Source organism: Mesorhizobium sp. WSM4307 (assembly GCF_007003945.1).
In the GTDB taxonomy this organism is placed as follows: domain Bacteria; phylum Pseudomonadota; class Alphaproteobacteria; order Rhizobiales; family Rhizobiaceae; genus Mesorhizobium.
Map to the genome: position 1 here is coordinate 154,751 of NZ_VFTB01000014.1, position 21,370 is coordinate 176,120.

General features: G+C 60.6%; 15 protein-coding genes and 1 pseudogene. 3 read left to right on the forward strand and 13 right to left on the reverse strand.

Annotated elements, in window-relative coordinates:
- Positions 1–248: 248 nt before the first annotated feature.
- Positions 249–1,025: a hypothetical protein gene (locus FJV83_RS30235; protein WP_142878450.1), complete on the forward strand. Its 777-nt coding sequence runs from the start codon at positions 249–251 to the stop codon at positions 1,023–1,025.
- A gap of 200 nt (positions 1,026–1,225) precedes the next feature.
- Here the strand turns inward: FJV83_RS30235 and FJV83_RS30240 are convergent, their stop codons facing one another.
- Positions 1,226–1,450, reverse strand: a complete 225-nt coding sequence (locus FJV83_RS30240; RefSeq protein ID WP_095774490.1) for a hypothetical protein — start codon at positions 1,448–1,450, stop codon at positions 1,226–1,228.
- Positions 1,451–1,746: 296 nt separating this feature from the next.
- Between FJV83_RS30240 and FJV83_RS37290 the strand changes: the two genes are divergently transcribed.
- On the forward strand, positions 1,747–2,577 hold the full coding sequence (locus FJV83_RS37290; RefSeq protein ID WP_246689111.1) for a pyridoxamine 5'-phosphate oxidase family protein: 831 nt from the start codon (positions 1,747–1,749) through the stop codon (positions 2,575–2,577).
- Between the two features lie 416 nt (positions 2,578–2,993).
- Entirely contained in the window at positions 2,994–3,302 is a 309-nt protein-coding gene (locus tag FJV83_RS30255; protein ID WP_095774488.1) for a hypothetical protein, read from the forward strand.
- Positions 3,303–3,818: 516 nt separating this feature from the next.
- Here the strand turns inward: FJV83_RS30255 and FJV83_RS30265 are convergent.
- The 12 genes and pseudogenes from FJV83_RS30265 to FJV83_RS30325 form a co-directional block, all read right to left on the reverse strand.
- A complete protein-coding gene (locus FJV83_RS30265; protein ID WP_142885347.1) occupies positions 3,819–5,165 on the reverse strand; it encodes a calcium-binding protein in 1,347 nt (448 codons plus the stop codon).
- Between the two features lie 556 nt (positions 5,166–5,721).
- Entirely contained in the window at positions 5,722–6,726 is a 1,005-nt protein-coding gene (locus FJV83_RS30270; RefSeq protein ID WP_095776171.1) for a PleD family two-component system response regulator, read from the reverse strand.
- A 14-nt stretch (positions 6,727–6,740) separates the two neighbouring features.
- Positions 6,741–7,760 (reverse strand): chemotaxis response regulator protein-glutamate methylesterase, encoded by a 1,020-nt coding sequence (locus tag FJV83_RS30275; RefSeq protein WP_142878148.1) that lies wholly within the window; start codon positions 7,758–7,760, stop codon positions 6,741–6,743.
- Between the two features lie 22 nt (positions 7,761–7,782).
- Positions 7,783–10,050, reverse strand: a complete 2,268-nt coding sequence (locus FJV83_RS30280; RefSeq protein ID WP_142878149.1) for a hybrid sensor histidine kinase/response regulator — start codon at positions 10,048–10,050, stop codon at positions 7,783–7,785.
- Positions 10,047–10,751 (reverse strand): chemotaxis protein CheW, encoded by a 705-nt coding sequence (locus tag FJV83_RS30285; RefSeq protein ID WP_142878150.1) that lies wholly within the window; start codon positions 10,749–10,751, stop codon positions 10,047–10,049. The genes FJV83_RS30280 and FJV83_RS30285 overlap by 4 nt, the downstream gene beginning before the upstream one ends.
- Positions 10,751–11,992, reverse strand: coding sequence for a protein-glutamate O-methyltransferase CheR (locus FJV83_RS30290; RefSeq protein WP_142878151.1), 1,242 nt, complete (start codon positions 11,990–11,992; stop codon positions 10,751–10,753). Before FJV83_RS30290 ends, FJV83_RS30285 begins: the two co-directional genes overlap by 1 nt.
- Positions 11,992–12,456, reverse strand: a complete 465-nt coding sequence (locus FJV83_RS30295) for a chemotaxis protein CheW (RefSeq protein WP_095776179.1) — start codon at positions 12,454–12,456, stop codon at positions 11,992–11,994. Before FJV83_RS30295 ends, FJV83_RS30290 begins: the two co-directional genes overlap by 1 nt.
- Before the next feature lie 23 nt (positions 12,457–12,479).
- Positions 12,480–14,117, reverse strand: coding sequence for a methyl-accepting chemotaxis protein (locus FJV83_RS30300; protein ID WP_142878152.1), 1,638 nt, complete (start codon positions 14,115–14,117; stop codon positions 12,480–12,482).
- 794 nt (positions 14,118–14,911) lie between these two features.
- Entirely contained in the window at positions 14,912–16,645 is a 1,734-nt protein-coding gene (locus FJV83_RS30310) for a tetratricopeptide repeat protein (protein WP_142878153.1), read from the reverse strand.
- A gap of 29 nt (positions 16,646–16,674) precedes the next feature.
- A complete protein-coding gene (locus FJV83_RS30315) occupies positions 16,675–18,036 on the reverse strand; it encodes an HlyD family type I secretion periplasmic adaptor subunit (RefSeq protein ID WP_185973335.1) in 1,362 nt (453 codons plus the stop codon).
- Positions 18,037–18,122: 86 nt separating this feature from the next.
- Positions 18,123–20,417 (reverse strand): peptidase domain-containing ABC transporter, encoded by a 2,295-nt coding sequence (locus FJV83_RS30320; protein WP_185973334.1) that lies wholly within the window; start codon positions 20,415–20,417, stop codon positions 18,123–18,125.
- A gap of 219 nt (positions 20,418–20,636) precedes the next feature.
- Positions 20,637–21,370, reverse strand: a pseudogene (locus tag FJV83_RS30325) (hypothetical protein); the annotation flags it as partial.

The window sequence follows — 21,370 nt, forward strand, 5'->3', positions numbered from 1 at the left end:
CACAGATTTTGCGCCCTTTTTGCAACTTCCGGTTTTGAGGGTTTTGAAAATGAACCTACGATATCGGCTAAGGATCAAGCTGACCGCTCTCTTTCCAATTGCTAAACGAACGGCGACAGGGTTAGTTCAGACCGATGAGCGAAAAAACGCAGCGGGTGCGCCATGGCTGTGACGCGCCACCATTGTCGCACCATCGCACTTAATCGGGCATTGTGCGCTTTCCTATGCGAATACTGGCACCGTCTTTTGTGAAGTTGCTTTCGACGCCGACCGCCAAAGAGCGCAAACGCATACTTGCCTCCATGTCCGGCGGGCCGTTCACGTCGAAAACGACACGGCCCGACCGTTTTTTGGACCTGGATGCTGCCATCTTATTGGCCGCTCGGCGCCTGCCGATGGACAAGGAAATCACCGTTCACGATATGGCGGCGTCTGACGGTATTACGTCGCTGGACCTGTTCAACAGGTTAAGCCGTGAGCGGCCTGTTAGGTTAACGGCAAGCGACTATTACAATGAGATCAGCGCGGTCCCCAGAGGAATTTTTTGGGTCTTCTATGACAGCGACCACGTTCTCCTTCAGGTCGCGCTTGGTGCGATCGCACTGACCAACAAGCCAGCAAATGAGTTTTTGGCCTGGTTGTTGTCGCCGAGCCTTGCGAGGGCGACGTCCGTGTCACTTTTCCATCCCGAGGTCATCGCAAAGACTAAAACTGACGGCCGCTTTATGGCAACCAGGGATGATTTCTTTTCACCCTCGCCAGGGCGGTATGATGTCGTGCGCGTGATGAACGCCCTTGGTGCGAGGAACTTTCCTCGTCTTCAAATCGAACGCGCGCTCAGGGCCGTGACAAAGACCGTCGCCGATGGCGGTTTGCTGGTTTTGGGTCGAAGTGCTGATGAACTCGATGGCAGTCCGCAGGCCACGATCTTCCAGCGGCTCCGACATGAATTCATCGCTGTGACGGATATGGCGGGCGGCTACGAACTAAGGGATTTCGTGTTAAAGCTCAGGGCTGACATGTAATTGGACAGGCTGCGTTCGCCTTGGCGGTTTGTGACCGTGATTCGTATTGAAATCATGTGCATTTCGATGAATGCCAAGCTCTCAGATCGCTCGCTACTCCAGGAGGGGCAATTTTCTGACCATGAACTCTTCAAAACCGTTTGCTGCGACCTCATTTGCAATCGAGCTGGAGGTACGCCGGGATCACGCGGATGGGGGCTTTACTTGCAAACTGGAAGCTTCTTCAAGGCCGCCTTCGCTTCCGCCTCGGTTTTATACGTGGCCTTGGTAAGGGCTATGACCAAGGTTCCGTCAGGCTTCTTCGGGACCACCTCGCAGTGCTTCGAAACGGCATCCTTGGCCAGCCAATATTGAGCCGTGTCTCCAAATGCCGAACCTGAAAACTGAATGACCAGCGCTGCCGCAGTTGCGATTTGGCGTAACATTTCTATGCTCCTTATCGCATTAGAACGTTCGGATTTGAGCTTCTGTTCCCTGGACTTATCGCGCGTTCACGCACGCCACGTGGACGCCGCTTGCGCCGTGTGCTTTCGCTCGACCAACCCTTAGCGACGCGCAGACGCCGGAAAGAGGTCGCGAGATAAACAAATTGCGGTCCTTGCTCTGTCGATCGACGAAAATCGCAGCCATGTTGCGACCGAGGCAACTCGGTGGTCCCGAACCGGTCTGTCGCGCTGTCTTAACGATCCTGCTCAAACCAAGTTGTCGTGCTGCCACCGGGATGAGTTACCCTGATCCATTCGCCCATGTCAGGCTCATCGCCGAACGGGATTGTCACTGGCCCCCATACCTTGGCAGCCTCAACAACGTTTTCAGCCAGTATTACGGCACGTTTCACCGCTTTGCCGTCGCATATCAACTCAACGGTGAACCTCTGCATCATGCCTCCCGGCGCGATCCTATTCCTAACCAGTTCGAAGCGAAGACTCACGGCTGGTCCCCCCGGCAAGCGATCGCGAGCCGCCCCTGCTTAGTTTCCGAGGTGGAACGTCGCCGCGCTACGCAAGTTGTAAGCGAGCACATTCACCCTGGAGGACATCCTATGCCCAAGCGTCGAGAGCAAGAGACAAAGCTGACACCCGCCGAGGCGACGGACCGAATCTGGAAACTCGCCGAGGAAATCGACGTTTGTATGTTTGTCACGTGGGACGGCCAATACAATCGTGCGCGTCCGCTCTCCGCACGCGCCTCCCGAGAAGAAAATGCGATCCATTTCCTCGTCAACGACGACAGCGAGAAGAACAAGCAGCTTGCGACCTACCCAAAAGTGACATTGGCCTGGAGTGACAGCAGCCACTACAAATACGTCACCATCTCCGGCTCCGCGGTGGTGACCAATGACAGAAAGAAAATTACCGATCTCTGGGAGAAAACCGACGCGGCTTGGTGGGACAACGCTGACGATCCCGAAATCCGACTGATAACTGTCAAACCTGACGAAGGCGAGTTGTGGGATAGCCCCGGCTTGGTCGTTGCTACGACGAAAATGGTATTCGCCGCTGTCACGGGCTCGAAGCCAGACGTTGGCGACAACGTCAAAGTCGATCTCTGATTGTTCAGCCTATCCTCGGCCATTGCCGGCACCAGAGCACCAACCCGGCGACAAAAGCACAAGCATATCGGAGGCCCTCCAGCGCCTTGACTTTGGCGTTCTCCCGTTCGGCGATTTGGTGGTCCATTCAGGAGGCGCCGCCAGCCGGGCACACTCCAACCTTGTAGCGGCGATGAAGTGCGCTGTCATTGATTGGAGGTGTTCACTCGTGAGATCACCAACGCGTGGCAAGACCAGGTCGCGAGCTCCCTGAAAAGGACGAAGTCATCTCCCCCGGGGCCTTGAAGCGGCCAAGGAGGCCGCGGCGGCGGCAGAGCACCGGGCCAAGCGTCGAACAGGACCGACGGCGGAGGCTGCGTCAACGGAACTTCCCCTTTGGAATGTCATTATCAGGCTGACGCGCAAAGGATTTGAATATGGTACTGGTGGAAATACTGCTCCCTTTGAGTGACAATTCCGGGACACCTTTCCCAACGACGCTCTACCGTGAAGTCCAAGAACGACTCGCCGAGAAATTTGGCGGTGCGACCGCTTACATGCGTTCGCCGGCCAATGGCTTGTGGCGCGAAGGCCGCGGCAGCAGTCACCAAGATGAGGTCGTATTGTTCGAGGTCATGGCCGAGACTCTGGAAGCCACATATTGGCAAACAGTGAAGGGGAAGCTCGCCGAGGAATTCCGCCAGAACGATATTGTCGTGAGGGCGACCAACATAACGCGCCTATAGAACCTTCGACGGTGCGCTTGTTTGATGGATGGGGAGTATTGGTAAACAAGATCAAATAGTTATCGGAGTTCGTGTGCACATATTGCACACGAAAATTCTGCTTCTCTTGCATTTTCGCTCTTGCGATGCGGCAGCCGAGAGATCTCCCGAGGCGGATTTCTCCGCCCGCGCTTGTTGGAAGGTTGGGCGACTGCTTTGCGCCCGAGCCCGTTCGACTTCGGCAATGCCGATCTTTGGGCCGAATAGTTCGGGCCACTCTGGCTTCAGCCCCCACTTCTCGCGATATTCATTGGGGGCCAGGCGGTAGTGGCGGCAAGATGATGCTTCAGGGGCAACCTGCGCCTGCGTCCAGATCGCCCCCACACGTTCGCCAGCGAACTTTCCATGCCGAGGCGGCCAATATCTCTTCTCGAACGCTCTTCAAGGGTCATAGACTTGGTCAAAGAGTGAATTGCGAGGCTTCGGTCGATGTCGGCCTTTCTATTCGGGTCGATGTTGGCCATCCTAAAGGCCCTTTCAAGTCATAAAGGCACCAGGAAAATGGGTGAACTCTATGTGATGCGCACCTCCGTTGCCGTGGTTGTCGAAAGAGAGCGCGCCGGTCGAACTGTTGTAGATGATATGGTCGCTACCATCATGCGTGCCCATGCCGGCGGCGAGGGCGCCATTCGGCGGAGCGCCGGTGTGAAGCCCCAAAGCGTGGTCGAGATGAAACTTTTGTTGGGAGACGCTGAAGTCCACAGGGCGGTCGGCACTCCGGGCCGTAAGAGCAGCTGTATCGAATGCGAAGGCATCGCCGCTGGCATCGGCCAGTGAGGCGAGTCCTATGCCCCCGCCGACACCGGCCGACTCTGTCGTCCAGTGGCTGGCATTGGCGACATGATGGACGCCGTCGGTTCCGTGGATCAAATCGGCACCGTCAGAATCATGATGTCTACCATCGCTGGAATTGGCGACAACTGGAGTGCTCGGTGTACTAGCGGTGCCAGGGCTGCCGTGGGTACCGGAGGTATTGGTAGGAGTACTAGGAGTACTAGAGGTACTAGAGGTACTAGAGGTACTAGAGGTACTAGCGGTCCCAGAGATGCTCGGGGGAGGGATGGTGGGGGCGCTTGCGGCGCTGCTGAGATTATGTTGCTGAAATAAGGCCTGCAGCGCCGGCGAGTCGCCAAGCGCGGTATCGCCCTGTTGAGAGCCCCAGGCATAGGCATAGTCGAAGGCGGGCGATGGCGCTACCTTGGCCCAGTGGTCCAGCATGGTCTGCTCCTGGGCGACGCTGGGAAGGACATATTGGCCGCCCGTATCGGTGGTGTAGTTGCCGCCGCCGAACGTCTGATAAACCGGAACGATCTGGCTGAGCGGAACGCCCGAGGCGACCGCCGCGGCCACGGTCCTGTCGATCATGTTGTAGTCGACCGTGCTTGTGCCGGTGCGCACCGGGTAGGGATCCACGCCGTAATAGTCGATATGGGTGTTGGCGGGATTGAAGGTGTTTGAAAAATCGGGATCAGCCGAAGACCCCATGTTCATCATGGTGATGAAGGTCTTGGCGCCGGGCAGGTGGGTGTGGATCCAGTCGGATTCCGCCTTCAGATTGTCGGCTGTGGCATAGGTTCCCCATTTGCCCGTGGGATCGGGCTCGTCGACGAGGAAGAAGCCGAACACCTTCGGATTGCCGATGAAGGGCGTGACTTTGTCAATGAAAGACGAGGTTGCGCCATTGGCTTCATCGAGCCAGACCAGACCTTTCGTGCCAGCCGGCAAGGCGTTGAGTTCGTCCACGGATGAAACGTCGACAAGATTGAACCCGGCGGTTGCGACGTCCGTCGCTGATCCGCCTGATGCATAATGGAGAGTGGCCATCCAATTTCCTTCGTCTGGTTCGATAGCCCCAGTGCCTGCCTAGCTGAGAACGTATATTAGCGTACAATCAAATACAGGTACTCTTTGACAGAATGATTGATCGTAGACGGGAACCGCCACAAGATTGGTGCTGTGTGCGAGAACGAAGGATCGCTGACGCGTTAAGGCGATACACGAGGTGATTGCCTCTCCCAAGCGGCTCGCCGAACCGAATAGAAATGGAAATCAGCTGATTAGTCAGTCACACGAAAAACACGCAAAGGCGGAGCGTGCTTGCAGATTGAGCCGGCGGTAATAGCCTGGGCGGCAAACCTGACATATCGGCTCCCGCGTTCGTTTTGGGTTTCGCATGGCCGCTGACACAGCTCAGGTTTTTCGGGATTAACCTGTTGTCCTGAACGGAAAACGACGAATGCGTCCGAGTACCTTGACGTACTATAGCGACGACTCGTTGAGATGCATTAGAGTTTGCCCAGACCGTACTGGACCGACCCCGTCTACCCTCTGCGAGTGCCCAACGTCCATTTGGCTCAAATAGTTAAATCGTCACTGCCACCTAGCTGCGGGGCACGTGAAGCGCCACACGATCTCGTCCTTCCGACTTAGCGCGGAAGAGTGCCAAATCGGCGGCATTGACGAAATCGTTTGGCGTCTCGTTCTCGTTGGGCACTGTTGTCGCGACGCCGACGCTGATGGTAACCCGATCCGGGCCGTGCGGGATGTTCAGGTTCCGAACGCCCTGGACGAGCCGCTCCCCGATGCTGCTCGATTGTTCCAGCAAAGTGTCGACCAGAACGATGACGAACTCTTCGCCTCCGTAGCGCGCAGCGAGATCGGTGGAGCGGCCGGAACTGCCCTGGATAACCCGGGCGATTTGCTTGAGCACCTCATCGCCGGCCATGTGGCCATAGGCATCGTTGTATCGTTTGAAGTTGTCGGCATCGATCATCAATAGCGACAAGGGAGACTGTGCGCGAAGCGCGCGTTTCCACTCAGCCGCCAGATATTCATCGAAATAGCGCCTGTTGCCGAGACCCGTCAGGCCATCGATCCGCGTCAGACGCTCAAGCTCGAGATTTGCGCTGATCAGCTGTCGCTGGCTTTCCCTCAGCGCGCGGTACGCCGCGTCTCGCTGGACATGGTCCAGATAGGCCCGCGTATGATACCGAATGCGCGCAATCAGCTCGATGCGATCCGGCAGTTTGACGAGATAGTCGTTGGCCCCGGCAGCGAAAGCTTCGCCTTTGGTAGCTGGATCTTCCTTGCTCGACAGCACAATGACTGGAACCGAGTGTGTCGACGAACGCTTCCTGTATTCTTTCACCAGATGCAGCCCGTCGACCCCGGGCATGACCAGGTCCTGGAGGATTACGGTTGGCTTTACCTCATCCGCGACCGCCATCGCCTTCAATGGGTCGGTGCAGAAGTGCAAGGCGATATCTGGCTCGTTAGCCAGGGCGCGCCTGACCGCCTCGCAAACCATGACCTGATCATCGATGAGCAGAACCATCGACGAATAGTTATCTGCCAGCGGCGGCACCAGCTCGGATTGTTGCGTCATCAGACGATCCCCTTTCACGTGGAGCGCCCGCAGGCTTCGATTATGCGTAAGCCGATAGCGCTCAAAGGAAGAATATCAACCGCCGCACCGATCGCAGCGGCGGCCTTCGGCATGCCATAGACTGCACTGGTTGCTTCATCCTGCGCGATTGTGAGATGCCCCTTGTCGCGCAGCTTTCTCAGCCCGCGCGCCCCATCCCTACCCATGCCTGTAAGCAGGACGCCAATTACCGAACCCGGCCACCATTGCGCCGCGCTTTCGAAAAACACATCCACCGACGGCCGATAGACGTTGTCCTTGGGGGTGGACGTGTAGCCGAGTTGCTGAGCCGATTTGAAAACCAGATGGTCATCCGAACTGGCGACAAGAACGGTGCCCGCTTGAGGCTTCTCCTTTTCTCGCGCCGGACGGATCGGAAGCGGGGTATGCTGCCCGAGCCAATCGACAAGGCCTGGAATGAACTGAGAATCGAGATGCTGGACGAGCACGATTGCGCAGCCAAAATCAATGGGAAAGGCGCTGAGCACCTTTGCAACGGCAGCCGGCCCGCCCGCCGAGGCGCCGATCACTACCAAGCGTTGAGGGGAGGGGTCGGCGGCAACTGATATCGGCCCGCTTGCCTTGGATGGCGCATCACGGACCAGCTTACCGATCGTTGCAATCTTGTTGGTCAGAAGCCGTGCGGATTGCGAGGAGGCGTTGCCTGCGATGCCCACCGACGGGATATCGACCGCGTCGAGCGCGCCATGACCCATTGCTTCGTAGACCCCGGCGACGTTGGCTTCGATACTGGCGGTCACCAGCAAGATCGAGCACGGGGTTTCTGCCATGATCCGGCGGGTCGCTTCCACGCCGTCTATCTCTGGCATTGCTAGATCCATGAGTATCAGATCCGGCAGGTCACGTCTGCAGGCCTCGACCGCTTCACGCCCATTGGCCGCCATCCACGCGACCTGATGTTCGCGGGTCGACACGACCAGCCGGCGCAGAAGCTCGACCGCCATCGGCATATCGTTGACTATGCCGATTCTCATTCCTTGGCTTCCAATTTCGATCTCATCCTGTCGCCTCGCCAATCATGTCCACGACGGCATGAATCAGCGCCTCGTCCTGAAAGCTGCCCTTGGTCAGATAGTAGTCTGCGCCGGCGTCAAGTCCGCGCGAGCGGTCTTCCTCGCGATCCTTGTACGAAACGATCATGATCGGCGTGTTCTTGAGATGAGCGTCCTTTCGGATCAAGGTCACCAACTCGATGCCGTCCATGCGCGGCATGTCGATGTCCGTCACGACAAGATCGAAGGGGCCGGAGCGGACGGCATTCCACCCGTCCATGCCGTCGACCGCCACTTCGACCTCATAGCCGTGATTGCCCAGCATCTTGCGCTGGAGTTCGCGAACCGTGAGTGAATCGTCAATCACCAGCACGCGCTTGCGCCTGCCGGGTTCTGGACCGCCCGCAGCACGCCGAAGGGCTCGAAATCCACCGGATGATGCAAGCTTCTCCACCGATCTTATCAGATCATCCACGTCGAAGATCAGGACAGGCGAACCGTCCTCCATCAGGGCCGCGGCGCTGATGTCCTTGATCTTGGCGAAGCGGGGATCGAGAGGCCGGATTACCAGCTCGCGTTCGCCGAGGAAACGATCGACGATCAAGCCGTATGCTTCGCCCTGACCGGCATCTACGACGACGACCGAGAGAGCGTCCGGTTCGGAAGATCCGGGCTCACCACGGTTCAGCACCTCGCGTGCCGTGACCAGCCCGATCTGTCGGTCGTTCAGACGAAAATGCGGCCGACCCTGAAGGAGACTGATCTGCATCCGCTGCAATTTCAGTGTCTTCGAAATGGCAGCGAGCGGAAACGCATAGGGCTCGCCATCGACATCGACGAGCAGCGTGCGCAGGACCGACAACGTCAGCGGCAGTTGCAGTTGAAACCTAGTTCCGTGCCCGAATTCCGAGGAGACGCTGGTGATACCGCGGACCTCCTTGGTCATCGCCTGCACAGCGTCGAGCCCCACACCACGGCCGGAGACGTCAGTAAGGCCCAGTTTCATCGAAAAGCCGGGCAGAAACAGGAAGGCGAGCAATTCCGTTTCGCTGAGTGTGTTGGCACTTTCCCTGGTTGCGAGGTGCCGGTCGACGATCGTCTCGCGCAGCTCCGCCAAATCGATGCCCCTGCCGTCGTCCACCACGGTTATTTGCAGCAGGCCGGCATTGTGCCGCGCTTCGAGCCTGATGAGACCCTCTGCCGGTTTACCTGCCGCGACCCGCTCCTCGGGCGGTTCAAGCCCGTGGTCTACAGCGTTGCGTAGGAGATGCCCCAGAGGTGCGTCGAGTTGTTCGAGGATGTCGCGGTCGATGCCGGTGGAGCCGCCTACGATCTCCAGCCGCACCCGCTTGCCGAGGGTACGTCCGAGGTCGCGAACCATCCTCGCATAGTGCCGCACGCCGTCTTCAAACGGCCGCATCCGGCTCGCCAACGTCTCGTCGTACAATCTGTTGGCAAGATCGGTGGCCTTTCGATCTACTGAATCCAGCTCATCGAGACGCTCCGCCAGGAACGCCTGGCTCAGCCGAAGCTTTCGCTGCGCTTCGGCCAGCGCCTCCACCACTGCTTCGTCCTTTGAAACAGCCGGCAGCACTGCATGAAGGTCGTCGAACGCACTTGCGAGGTCCGATTGAAGCCGCTTCAGCCGCAGCAGCCCGTCGGCGAACGGCCTGAGCCGCCGCGCTTCCATCAGCGACTCACCGGCTAGCCCGAGCAATCGATTCAGGCTGTCCGCCGTCACCCGAACCATTCTGTCGGAGCCGATGCTTCCTTGGCTTTGCGGCACCGTCGCAACGAGGAGGCTCGCTGAAAGGGTGGTCGCCGGCACCCCCTGGGCATCTGGGAAATCAGCTTCGGATTTGCGGGGCAAGTGGGTGGCATCGGGGAGGGCCAATTCCGCGAACTTGGCGAGAAAGGCTTCGACGTCAGGGGGCACGCTCTCGCTCGATGGTCCCGATGCAATCAATTTCAGAAGGTCGGTGCCTTGCAGAAGCGCATCGATATGCTCCTGTCGCACCCTGAGATGCCCACGTTGCGCGGCGACCAGGCAATCCTCCATCGCATTTGCAACTTTGACCGCGGGCGTCAGGTCGATGATGCGGGCAGCTCCTTTCAGGGAATGCGCGGCTCGCATGCATGCTTCCAAGGCATCGGCGGCGACAGGATCGCGTTCGAGCGCCAGAAGACCGGAGGTCAAAGCCTGCGACTGGCTCTCCAGTTCGGCCTGGAAGAGGCTCAGCATCGAAACCTGGCTGAAGTCCTCGTCTGTCATGCGATGCTCCGATCCAGCATCGCGAGCAGTTGTCCCGGGTCGAGACAGCCAACGGCTCGTCCCTGCCAGGGCAACACGGCAACCGTGGCGGCCGACAGCGCCTTGCTGATCGTGGCCGGCACAGCGAGCGTATCTCCTTCCCGGTAGCGGTGTAAGCCGTGGATCTCGTCGACCGTAAAGGCAACCCGCTTGTCGGGCTCGCCGACCACGACCAGGCGGCGAAATGGCTTGGATCGCGTGCCTAGCTCCCCCTCCTTGCGCTCGTCTATTCCGAGCAATTCAGAGAGCGACAGGCAGATCAGCAACTCACCGCGGACATTGGCAATGCCGAGCACTGCACTGTTCCTTCGGTGCGGGAGCGAATGAACGCGGCGAGACTCAGCCACTTCATGAAAAATCCCGACCGGAAGCGCCAGCCATTCCTCTCCCAAACGGAAGAGAACGGCGGTCTTTACCGCCTCGTCGTCTGCCGAACCGAGATCGGCAGGACCAGATTTGTCAGGCCATTCGCCGGGATATTGCGAGGAGGCTGCACGGTCGAGGAGGCGCCGTGCAGCCTTCTTGTGGGTCGGGCAATTGCGGCAGTGCAAATGCCGCTCGAGTAGCGGACACGACTTGTCGCCGCGCACGCCGATCCGGCGCCAGCAGTCGTCGATTTCAATCTCCTCCACCGGCTGAGCGATCCCTGTCGAAGCCGCCATCAGGTGCCGCTCCTTTTGTGGGCCCGATCCAGCCGGCCGGCCAATGCCTCGGCGCCGCTATGGTCGCCTTGCTTTCGAAGCAGCAAAGCCAGATGGACCAGAGCTTCCCGATGATTTGGCGCGAAATAGAGCGCCTTCCGATAGCTTTGCGCGGCTTCGGGCGCAGCGCCATCCGCATCCTGAACGAGGCCCAGGAGGTAGAAGATTTCCGCCGAAGGACCGAATGCCTTAAGATGCGCTAGGGCAACTTCCTGTGCCTCCTTTACCCGTCCCGCATTGGCGATTCGCTCAACCGCGATGAGGCTTTCCGCGAGCTGGTCTAGCGGCTTGGCCGTGGCCCGCACGCGACCTTCCCTGCCGATTGCCAGCCGAGGCGGAACAACAGGCTTGGCCTTGTTGACCTTCGGGGTTGGGGGCCGCACAGGAACGGCAGCGGAAACTATCGGGGCCGCGGTCTTAACGGGCTCCGACTTCAGGAAGGCGAAGGCCAGTGGCCATTCAGCGGAAACGAGGCCGTGCAACCTTGGAAGCGACGCTTCCGCCGGACCGACCAGAAGAAGTCCGTCCTTGGCCAGGAGGTCCTTCAGGCAGATCAATGCGCGATCCTGCAGCTCTCGATTGAAATAGATCAGCAAATTGCGGCACAGCAGGATGTCATAGACCTCATGCCCGAACCACGCGCGAGGATCGAAAAGGTTTCCGACCCGAAACCGAACCTGTTTTAACACCGCAGCATGGGGCCGCAACCCGCCCTCGGCCGCTTCGAAATAGCGGTCCTTGAATTCGAGATAGCTGCCGCGAAACGAATTGCGCCCATAGACGGCACGTTCAGCAACCGCGACATTGCGGCTGCTGACGTCCACTGCATCGATGTTGAACTCGTGTGCCTCAAAGCCGGCATCGAACATGGCCATGGCAACCGAATAAGCCTCTTCGCCGGTTGAACATGGCAGACTCAGGACTTTTATCGGCTGAGGACGTTTGCTCACACGGGCATGCCGCGCCAGCATCGTGAACGCTTCCCGGTCGCGAAAGAACCAGGTCTCCGAGACCACCACAGCATTGATCAGCTCCTGCAGTTCCTGCTGCGAACCGGTCAGCTGTTCCCAATAGGCCTGAAGGTTGGTTATCCGGCATGCTGCCATTCGATCTCTGACCGCCTGGCGGACCACTGTCGGCCCAACGCTGGCACTGTCCAGTCCAATGGCTTCCGTCAGGAGTTTTTCGATTGCGCCGGTCATCAATCACCCATCGCGGCCTGGTGGAACAATGCGGTACGAATCTCTTCCGAAAGCAGCGCTTCCGCTTTGACCCACTGAATGATCTCCAGGCCATCCGAAGCCACCGGACCGAGATAGGGCGGTGTTCCTGGCTCCAGTCCGAACGGCGCGAAGTCGGCAGGGTCCCGCTCAAGCGTGTCCGTCACCCGTTCCGCGATCAGCCCGAGCAGGCGTTGCTCGCCACCTTGCGTCGGATAGCGCGTCACAACGATCCGGGTGCTCAACCGCGGCTCGGATGGCCGGCCAAGTGCCAGAAGAGTCACATCGATCAACGGGATGGGTATTCCGTTATAGCTGGCCAGTCCGACCACTCCGGTCGGCGCTCCCGGTAGCACTTTGACATCGATGTAAGGCAACACCTCTTCAATCTGGTTGACGTCGATCAGGTAGCGATCCTTACCCATGCTGAAGGCGAGGAATAGCATTGTCATCTCCGACTGCCAGCTTGCTATGCTCTCAGCTTGAATCTTGAAATGCTGCCTCGCAGCCCGCCCGAGACTTGATTGAGCTCGTCGATCGCGAGTGCCGATTGCTGAAGAGATTCGACTGTTTGCTGAGCTGCCTCGCTCAGCTGGGTGAGCGTGTCGCTGATCTGGCCCGCGCCGGTCGCTTGGGCTTGCATGCCTTCATTGGCGACTTCGAAACGTGGCACCAGGCCCTGAACCTGCTGAATGATTTCGAACAGTTGCCCGCCGACCTGCTGGATTTCCTGCATGCCCCGGCGGACCTGCTCTGAAAACTTATCCATGCCCATTACCCCGGCCGCGACCGCCGACTGGATATCCTTGACCATCTGCTCGATATCGTAGGTGGACACGGCCGTCTGGTCCGCGAGCCTTCGGATTTCGGTCGCCACCACTGCAAAGCCTCGGCCATATTGGCCTGCCTTCTCCGCCTCGATGGAAGCGTTGAGCGACAACAGGTTCGTCTGATCGGCGACTTTGGTGATGGTCGTCACCACCTGGTTGATGCTGCCGGCCTTCTCGCTCAGGATCGCAAGTTTAGAATTGATCGCGGCCGCCGCTTCCATGACCTGGTGCATGGTTTCTTCCATGCGGGCCAGTCCCGCTTGCCCTCCGCCGGCGACCACAGCTGTTTGCTCGGCAACTGTCGAGACCTCGTTCATCGTCCGGACCAACTCGTTTGACGTGGCGGAGATTTCCTTGGCTGTTGCGCGGATCTCGGTGGTGGTCGCTGCGATTTCGGTGGCGGTTGCCTGCTGTTGCTTGGAGGTGGCGGCGATCCCCGTGATCGACGTACTGACCTGTATGCCGGACCTTTGAACCTGACCAATGAGAGTGGTGAGATCGTCCGCCATTGCGTTGAAGCCGTCGGCAAGCACGCTGAATTCGTCTCGACGCCTGAGATCGATGCGGTCGCTGAAGTCGCCTTGCCGCATCAACTGAACCGCGTCGACTAGGCGAGTGAGCGGGCCCGTGATGGCGCGAAACAGCAGGTATCCTAAAAGAAGGGCCAGCCCGAGGGCGATCAGCAGGCCAGCGCTCAAACCCACTTCCGCGGTCCTAACGATCGAGCCTATCCGCTGTGTCGCGCTGTTCGCCTCGCCTCTATGATCCTCGACCATGGCTTGCAGGGCGGACTGCAATTTTAGAAAGACCGGCTCCACGGTGTTCTTGATGGCCGTACGCTCATTGGGAGTTTCACCTTTCGACAGGGCAGCCCGGCTTGCGTCCAGCACAGCAGTTTCAGTTTGGCGAAATTGGTTGGCGAGTTCTTTGACGGCCGCATAATTCTGCTTGTCGACATCGGAGACGATTTTCGCTTCATAGTCGTCCATCCGCCGCTGCACCTGATCGCGATTGCTCGCGATCGCGCTTTCAAGCGTGCGTTTGTCCGACGGGTTGTCCTCAAGCGCATATTCCTGGAGCAGGCTATGGGCGGTCATCTGGCCGATCATGATCTCGGTGCTGTGAGAGAGGTCTGGGAGGATGCCCTTTTCGACCTCTGTCGCCTCCTGCTGGGTCTGGAGGAACCAAGCGTACGCGATGACGGCTATTACCGACATCACCACAAGAACGGCAGCGAAGCTGACGAGGATGCGGTGGCGTATTGTTAGACTCTTCATGGAACCGGGTTCACCTATGGGGGCATCGTTGTCGGCTCGACCGCCGTTCGTTCCGACATTTCGAAAAAGGTGCGTCGAAAAGCAGTAGTTTGATGCCGAATGGTTTCTTTTCCGTTCAACCGCGGATGACGGCTAATCGGCCCACCAATCGAGATGCGGCAGCCCCACGCGTAGAGTTCAATTGAACGGTTGGTCGTGTCAGATGCTTCGGCGGCAAGATCAGCACGGCGACGTGGCGCTCCAGGCGAAACTGGTAAATCGTCGCGGCACAAGACGAGACCGTCCCTCCCAACCATCCATGGACCAACGGTCAGGTCGAGCGGATGAACCGAACGCTGAAGGAGGCAACCGTCCGGCGATATCACTACGCTATAGATAAATGAAATCAGATTTTACGGGACAACGTGTGCAAAAATCGCACTCTCTTCTTTTCGTTCCGACGGAGCCGCCGAAAGCTCTTTTCGCAGGCTCTTCTGCCGACGATATTGACCGCTCCTTGTTCGCCGGGATATCCGTGCCTTGCGCCTCCAGCCGCATTATGCGCTTAACGGAAGTTGGGTTGTGTGGACCCGCCGTGGTGCAAACTTACTGAACCACTCAATCTGGGACCTGTGACTGCTGCGGCCCCAGAATATATGCCAGGCCTGACAAGGAATAATACGGCGCCTGGGGGCCGGGCCTCTAATTCCCGCGTCGAACGAGCATATAACTCAGGGCGCGGCCAGTCGGTCGGCGGATCTCCAATGGTCCTCCAGCCTTATTGGCGCTGCTTCACTCCAACGGCCACAGCAGCCCTAGTTGGACCCGCCCGCAGCCGCCAATTCCTCTGCCGCTTCACCGATACCGTGCGCAGCCGCACGTTCGAGCCAAAGACGGCCTGCCACCGGGTCGCGCTCCCCGGCGAGGCCTTTCAAGAGATAACGTCCAAGCATGAATTGGGCTTGCCCATGCCCGCGTCCGGCAGCGGCGGCGTACCATTTCTGCGCTGCTGCCTGATCGACCGGCAGGCCGTGGCCGGCTCCGTACAGCGCGCCAATCGCAAACATCGCCCCGGCGTGACCGTCGGCGGCGGCCTGCTCAAACAGCTGCATTGCAGCCTCGGGCTCAGGCATGCCGCCGCGCCCATTGAGTTGCATCTCGGCGAGCGCGACGCGTGCGTCGAGGACGCCGGCGTCGGCCGCCCGCGCAAACCACACACGGGCCTGAGTTGGGTCGGGCGCCACGCCGCGTCCATCCTGGAGAAGGCGGGCATACATATATTGCGCCTCGGCGACGCCTTCGGCCGCGCGCCGCAGCCAGTGAGCCGCTTGCCCCTCGTCCTGGCGAACGCCGACGCCCTTGGCGAAGCAGAGCCCAAGGTTGAATGCCGCGATGAGGTCACCCGATGATGCGGCCGCCTCGAACCATCCGGCAACGCTTGCACCGTCGTCCGGCTCGCCGGCTCCTCCGAGGATAAGATTGGCGAGGTCTGTCTGTGCCTGCTGATTGCCGCCATTTGCGGAAGATCGCAGCCAGCGTGCTCCTTCCTCGACATCCTGAGCCACACCATTTCCCGTCAAATAGAGCGAGGCCAAAGCGCGGGCGGCGTCTTGATGGCCCGCTTCGGCCGCCCGCCGATACCAATTCGCGGCTTCTGCAAAATCCGGCCGCTGCGTCTTCGCATAGCGATCGCCCAGCATATAGGCCGCCTCGATATTGCCGACCAAGGCTGCACGCCGCATCCACCCCTCCCCGGCAGCGACATCTTGGCCGACGAGTGCACCGTCAATCAGCGCCAATCCCAACCGGAACTGGGCGGAGGGCAGGCCCTTCTCTGCCGCAGCCTGATAGAGTTGAACGGCTGCCGCCATGTCGCGTGCTACGCCGAGCCCGTGCTCGGTAAGGACTGCAAGAAGATAGGTCGCGGTCGGCAGGCCGGCGTCGGCCGCGCGTCTCACCTCGTCCGCGATCCTGGCCCTGTTCTCGCGCTTGCCGCGGCGAGCCAGCGACAAGGCAAAGCCCAGGCACCCTTCGGCGCAGCCGGCAGAAGCCGACTTCTCGTACCACCGGTGTGCGGCATCGGGATCGCGCATCGATGCTGGGCCGCTGGTAAGGATATAACCGAGGATCGCCTGTCCCGTGGCCGAGCCTGCCTCGGCCGCCTTGGTGGCAAAGTCGAAAGCGGCCGCGAAGTCTGGTTTTCCCGGGGAATCAGGTTTGAACAAGTGCTCCGAGGGCCACTTGCCGTCGGCTTCCGCCGTCACCAGCCCGGTGACGTAGAGCGCCGCGAGGACCGCCTGCGCATCCGCGCTCCCGTGGTTTGCCGCCCGCAGCAGCCATCGCGCGCCTTCCATACGGCTCGGTGGCACACCGGCGCCTTCCAGATAGCATCGCGCGACCCGGTACTCGGCGTCAACGATCCCCGCGCGCGCCGCTTTCGCCATAAGCGGAAAGGCTTCGGCCGCCTTGCCGCCGTCAGCAAGCTGGATCGCCCGACGCAACACCGCCGCCGGGAAGGCCAGACCAGTCAGCCGATCCAGGATTGTCATCGATCCGAGCCTCTGATTCCTCCAGTACTCTAAGGCTCCCGCATCGCCTCCTGGCCGATCGGGAGCATGACGCCGAGAATGTACTTGAGTATCGTGCGCCGACCGACCTTGACGTCGGCGGTCACCGGCATGCCGGGGCTGACGGCGAAACCGGCGGGAACGCCGTGGAGGGCGACCTGGTCGATGGAGATCCGTGTCCGATAGAATGGCTCGGCGTCGGAAGGCAGCATGGCCAGGGAACTGTTCGGATCGCGCGCTTGCTCCTGTGCCGAGAAGGAATCCGGGCTGAGTGCCCGCACGGTTCCATGGGCGAGGCCGTATTGCGAATAGGGGAAGGTGTCGAACTTGATGACCACCGGGTCGCCGACATGCACAAAACCGCTGCTCCTGCCAACGATGTTTGTCTCGATCTCGAGCGGCGCGTCGGCCGGCACGAGCGTGATAAAGCGCTCCCCTGACTGCATGACCGAGCCGACAGAGACTTTTGCCACCGATTGAACGATGGCGTCTGATTGACTCTTCAACTCGACCAACTGGTTTCGAAGCTTTGCCTTGTTGAGCAGTTCGCGGGCGTCCGAGATCCGCGAACTCGCCTCCGACAGGCTCTGCGAGACTTCAGCGCGCCAGCCCTGAATGTAGCCGTCGCGCTCGGCGGCCACCGCTGCTTGCTGGCGTTTGGCTGCTTCCGCGGTCTGATCGGCATTGCCCAGTGCCCGGGACATTTCCGCCCGGTTGTCCTCAGCTAGGAGCGTGTTGAGGCGGCTTCCTACCTGCCTTGCCTCAAGCTGTTTACGCATCTGCTCGATCGAATCGGCGACCGTGAGCCGCTGGCGGTAGCCGTCGGCATCCGATTGCGATCGCGAAATCACCGAGCTAAGTTCGTCACGCTGGCGTTCGAAATTCTCCACCTTGGCGTCGTAGACCGCCTTACGTTGCTCGAATATCGACACCTGCAGGGTCCAACTCGGGTCGAGGCCGTTGTAGGTGAACGTCTGGCCGCTGGCCTCGGCCTTCAACCGCGCCACCTCGGCTTCAAGCGTCGAGACCTGCATCGCCAGTGCCGTTTGGTCGGCTGAGGTAAAGGTCGCATCGAGGCGGGCAAGCAATTGGCCAGCTTTGACGCGCTGTCCTTCCCGCACCTCGATCGAGCGGACAATCGCTGTTTCCAGCGGCTGAACGACGATGTTGGGGGATTGCGAGACCACCAGCCCTCTGGTCGTCACGACCTGATCGACCGGTATCAGCCCCGCCAGGGCGATCAGCGCGATGACCAGGCTAGAGACGATCCAGACAATGCCTCGCGCCGCCCGCGGAATAGGCGCATTGGCGACAGCCGTCGACGGCCACTGGAACTCGAGTATGGCCGGCGTCGTCGGATCCTTCGTTTCCATCCGGTGCCACCGAGCGGGAGGGGCGGTGAGGGAGGTGCTGCTCATGGGTTACCGGACCTGATGCGAATATGAGGCGCGCGACATGATCAAACCAACCGCGGCGGGACAGCGACCGGGCGGCCGTGGCGGCCATCGAGGTGCCGGTTCTGCTGCGACCACAACTGGCGATAGAGCGCGCATCGTTCGAGCAAGGTCGCGTGCGGCGCGACGTCGAGGACCTTGCCCTGATCCATGACAAGGATGTTGTCGCACTCGGTCAGCGAGGCGAGCCGGTGCGAAACGATGATCATCGTGCGCCCGCTGGCTATGCGCATGAGGTTGGCGCTGACAACCGCCTCGCTCTCCGGGTCGAGTGCGCTGGTCGCTTCGTCGAGGATGAGAATGGTCGGATCGTGGATGAGCGCGCGCGCAATCGCCAGCCGCTGCTTTTGACCGCCTGACAGATTGGGCGAACCTTCCTCGATGTAGGTGTCGTAGCCATTCGGCATCCGCTCGATGAATTCCTGGGCACCGGCGAGGTGCGCGGCGCGCATGGCGTCGGAAAGCGTCAGGCCTGGGCGGCCGGCGATGATGTTGTCGCGGATCGACCCGCGGAACAGAAAGTTGTCCTGGAGGACCACGCCGAGCCCTTGGCGAAGATGGCGCAGGTTGATTTCCTTGAGGTCGACGCCATCAAGCTTAAGGAAACCACTGTAGTCGCGGTTAATCCCCTGCAGGAGGCGCGCGATTGTCGATTTTCCCGACCCGCTGCGCCCAACGATGCCAAACATGCTGCCGGCCGGAATGTGGAAGCTGACCCGGTCGAGCGCCGGCGTCTTGGTGGCGATATAGCTGAAGGTCAGGTCGCTGAACACGACCTCGCCGACCAGCCTGGGTCTCAGGCCGGTGGAATTCGAACTGCTCTCCAGCGGCCGGTTGAGGACCGACGCTGCCTCGCCGATCGCCGCACCGACCTCCTCGTAGTCTTCAACCAGCCGCGCTAGGCCAACCAGCGGCTGCGCCACGCGCTGGGCGATCATCATGAAGGCGAACAAGCCGCCAACCATGTAGCCGGTGCGGTCGTTCATCGCGAGATAGGCGCCGATCAGCATGGTGCCGAGCACCATCACGCGTTCGATCGGCGTGACCAGGGTCTGCGGCCAGCTTGCCAGCTGTCCGAAGGCGAGACGCGCCTTTCCCGCTTCGGCCACCCGCTCGTCCCAGAGCGCCTTGCGCTGCGGCTCGAGACCGAGCGCCTTCACCGTCTTGATGCCGACGACAGTCTCGCCCAGTGCCGCCGACTTCCAGGTCTCGGCGTCGACCACCCGCTGGTATCTGCGGCGCAGCGGCCTCAGGAAAGCGAGGATGATCAGCATGATCACCACCGCGCAGGCCAGCACGATCCAGGCGAGGGCAGGGTTGATGTAGAACATGACCGGTACCAGCACGCACAGCGTAATCATATCCAGGAACGTGCTGAGGAGTTTTCCGGTCAGGAACTCGCGAATGCGATAGACCTGGGCGAGATGATACATCGTCTCGCCGGCCGGATGACGCTCGAAATAGTCGAGCGGCAGGCGTAACAGCCGGCTGAAGACGTGCAACTGCAACTTGGTGTCCAGACGGGCGCCCACGACATTGATGATCAGCCGCCGTGCATGGCCAAGCAGTGTCTCATAGGCGAAAACCACGGCGATCACCGCCGATAGGAGCACCAGCGTCGAGATGCTGTTGAACTGCAGCACCTTGTTGACCACCGTCATGACGATGAGCGGCGGCAGGATGGTAAGGACGCTCAGCGTGAACGAGGCGATGGTGATATCGCGCAGGGCGTGGCTTTCGAGCCGCACCAGTTCGGCGAGCCAGCGAAGGGTGAAGGGCGCGTCCGCCGCGACATAGGATCGCGTGGCACGCACCAGCAGTGCCTCGCCCGTCCACACCTGCGACAGCCGCAGCTCGTCGATGGCGACGGCCTCACCATCGTCGGGTGCATCCGCACTCTTCAGGAAGACGACGTTTCGCTCGGCGCTCGCCCCGGTGAGGAGAGCCGCGCCGCCATCGTTGAACAAAAGCACGACCGGCCCGGCGTCCTGGAAGCGCAGAAGGTGGGACCAGCGGATGCGCACGGCGCGTGACCACATGCCGGCGTCCTGCGCCCACTGCGACAGATCGGCGGCGGCCGGAACGGCGCTCGCGGCCCTGAATTCGTTCGGGTCGAGCTCGACACCGTGATAGCGGGCGGCTCGCAGCATCGCCTTGAGGCGCGGCCCGATCTTGTCGAATTCGGCCGGACCACCAGGGATCCGCGCCATAGTACTTTCGCCGCCCGCCGCGTCGCCTTGCGCAGAACCGGCTTGGATCGGGACCGCCTGGATTTCGGCGTTCACGGGGAGGTTCACCATGGCTTTGTCTTCCGGCACGAGAGCGAACTCGACAATTCTTGGGCCGAAGCGTCCCTGCCGAGGGTTTCGATCATGCCGCCACTGTACTCCGAATTGATTCGCCGTGCGACTCTCATGCCAATCCCTGTCCGGGATGTTGGACGCGCGGACCCGCTTTCCAGCGAAGCCCGCGCGCCCGTTTTAACCCTGGACCAGTCATGGTCCAGGTCCATTCGCCGCTCACTCGTGCGGCTTCAAAAGATCCTTCAGGGACGTCTTGACGGCGTGGTCGTTGCTGGCGTAGCCGGCGCCAGGCTTGGTCTGATCCGAGGTGAGATCCGTGCTCGCTCCGGAAGGCTTGTTCTGGTTGTTGCCAGATCCGCTGATTGTCTTGAGGACGTTCAGCAGGTCTGTCGTCACCGAAGTCGCCGCAAGGCTGACCAGTTGGCCGAACGACGCATTCTTGCCGGGATCACTGTTACCGTCAGCCGAGCCGGATTGCAGGAACTGTGTGGTGTCCTTGAGCCCGAGCGTGTTGGACGTGACCGCGGCTTGCCCCCCGTTTCCTTTGCCCTGACCACCGGCAGAGTTGCCCTGTCCCTGATGTCCGCTGTTGTCGGCATTGTTATGGTTCCCGGAATTGCCCGGTGCGGGCTGTTCTCCGTTGCCGTGGCCGTTGTTGCCATGACTACCGGTTCCACCACCATCCGAACCGGTTCCTCCGGTCGGGCCTGTCGGACCTTGCGAGCCCGTTGCGCCAGTCGCACCGGTTGCTCCAGTCGAACCTGTGGCACCAGTCGAGCCGGTGGCACCAGTCGAGCCAGTCGAGCCTGTTGCGCCGGTATCGCCGGTTGCACCCGTGGCGCCGGTCGCTCCGGTATCGCCAGTGGCACCCGGGGCTCCGGTTGCGCCGGTATCGCCAGTTGCCCCGGTCGCACCAGTCGCTCCGGTATCACCAGTTGCACCCGTGGCTC

Bases quoted from the DNA above. Each gene is read 5' to 3' on its own strand.
- FJV83_RS30240 (WP_095774490.1), bottom strand. From the start codon at position 1,450: ATGTTACGCCAAATCGCAACTGCGGCAGCGCTGGTCATTCAGTTTTCA.
- FJV83_RS37290 (WP_246689111.1), top strand. From the start codon at position 1,747: ATGAGTTACCCTGATCCATTCGCCCATGTCAGGCTCATCGCCGAACGG.
- FJV83_RS30255 (WP_095774488.1), top strand. From the start codon at position 2,994: ATGGTACTGGTGGAAATACTGCTCCCTTTGAGTGACAATTCCGGGACA.
- FJV83_RS30265 (WP_142885347.1), bottom strand. From the start codon at position 5,165: ATGGCCACTCTCCATTATGCATCAGGCGGATCAGCGACGGACGTCGCA.
- FJV83_RS30270 (WP_095776171.1), bottom strand. From the start codon at position 6,726: ATGACGCAACAATCCGAGCTGGTGCCGCCGCTGGCAGATAACTATTCG.
- FJV83_RS30275 (WP_142878148.1), bottom strand. From the start codon at position 7,760: ATGAGAATCGGCATAGTCAACGATATGCCGATGGCGGTCGAGCTTCTG.
- FJV83_RS30280 (WP_142878149.1), bottom strand. From the start codon at position 10,050: ATGACAGACGAGGACTTCAGCCAGGTTTCGATGCTGAGCCTCTTCCAG.
- FJV83_RS30285 (WP_142878150.1), bottom strand. From the start codon at position 10,751: ATGGCGGCTTCGACAGGGATCGCTCAGCCGGTGGAGGAGATTGAAATC.
- FJV83_RS30290 (WP_142878151.1), bottom strand. From the start codon at position 11,992: ATGACCGGCGCAATCGAAAAACTCCTGACGGAAGCCATTGGACTGGAC.
- FJV83_RS30295 (WP_095776179.1), bottom strand. From the start codon at position 12,456: ATGCTATTCCTCGCCTTCAGCATGGGTAAGGATCGCTACCTGATCGAC.
- FJV83_RS30300 (WP_142878152.1), bottom strand. From the start codon at position 14,117: ATGAAGAGTCTAACAATACGCCACCGCATCCTCGTCAGCTTCGCTGCC.
- FJV83_RS30310 (WP_142878153.1), bottom strand. From the start codon at position 16,645: ATGACAATCCTGGATCGGCTGACTGGTCTGGCCTTCCCGGCGGCGGTG.
- FJV83_RS30315 (WP_185973335.1), bottom strand. From the start codon at position 18,036: ATGGAAACGAAGGATCCGACGACGCCGGCCATACTCGAGTTCCAGTGG.
- FJV83_RS30320 (WP_185973334.1), bottom strand. From the start codon at position 20,417: ATGGTGAACCTCCCCGTGAACGCCGAAATCCAGGCGGTCCCGATCCAA.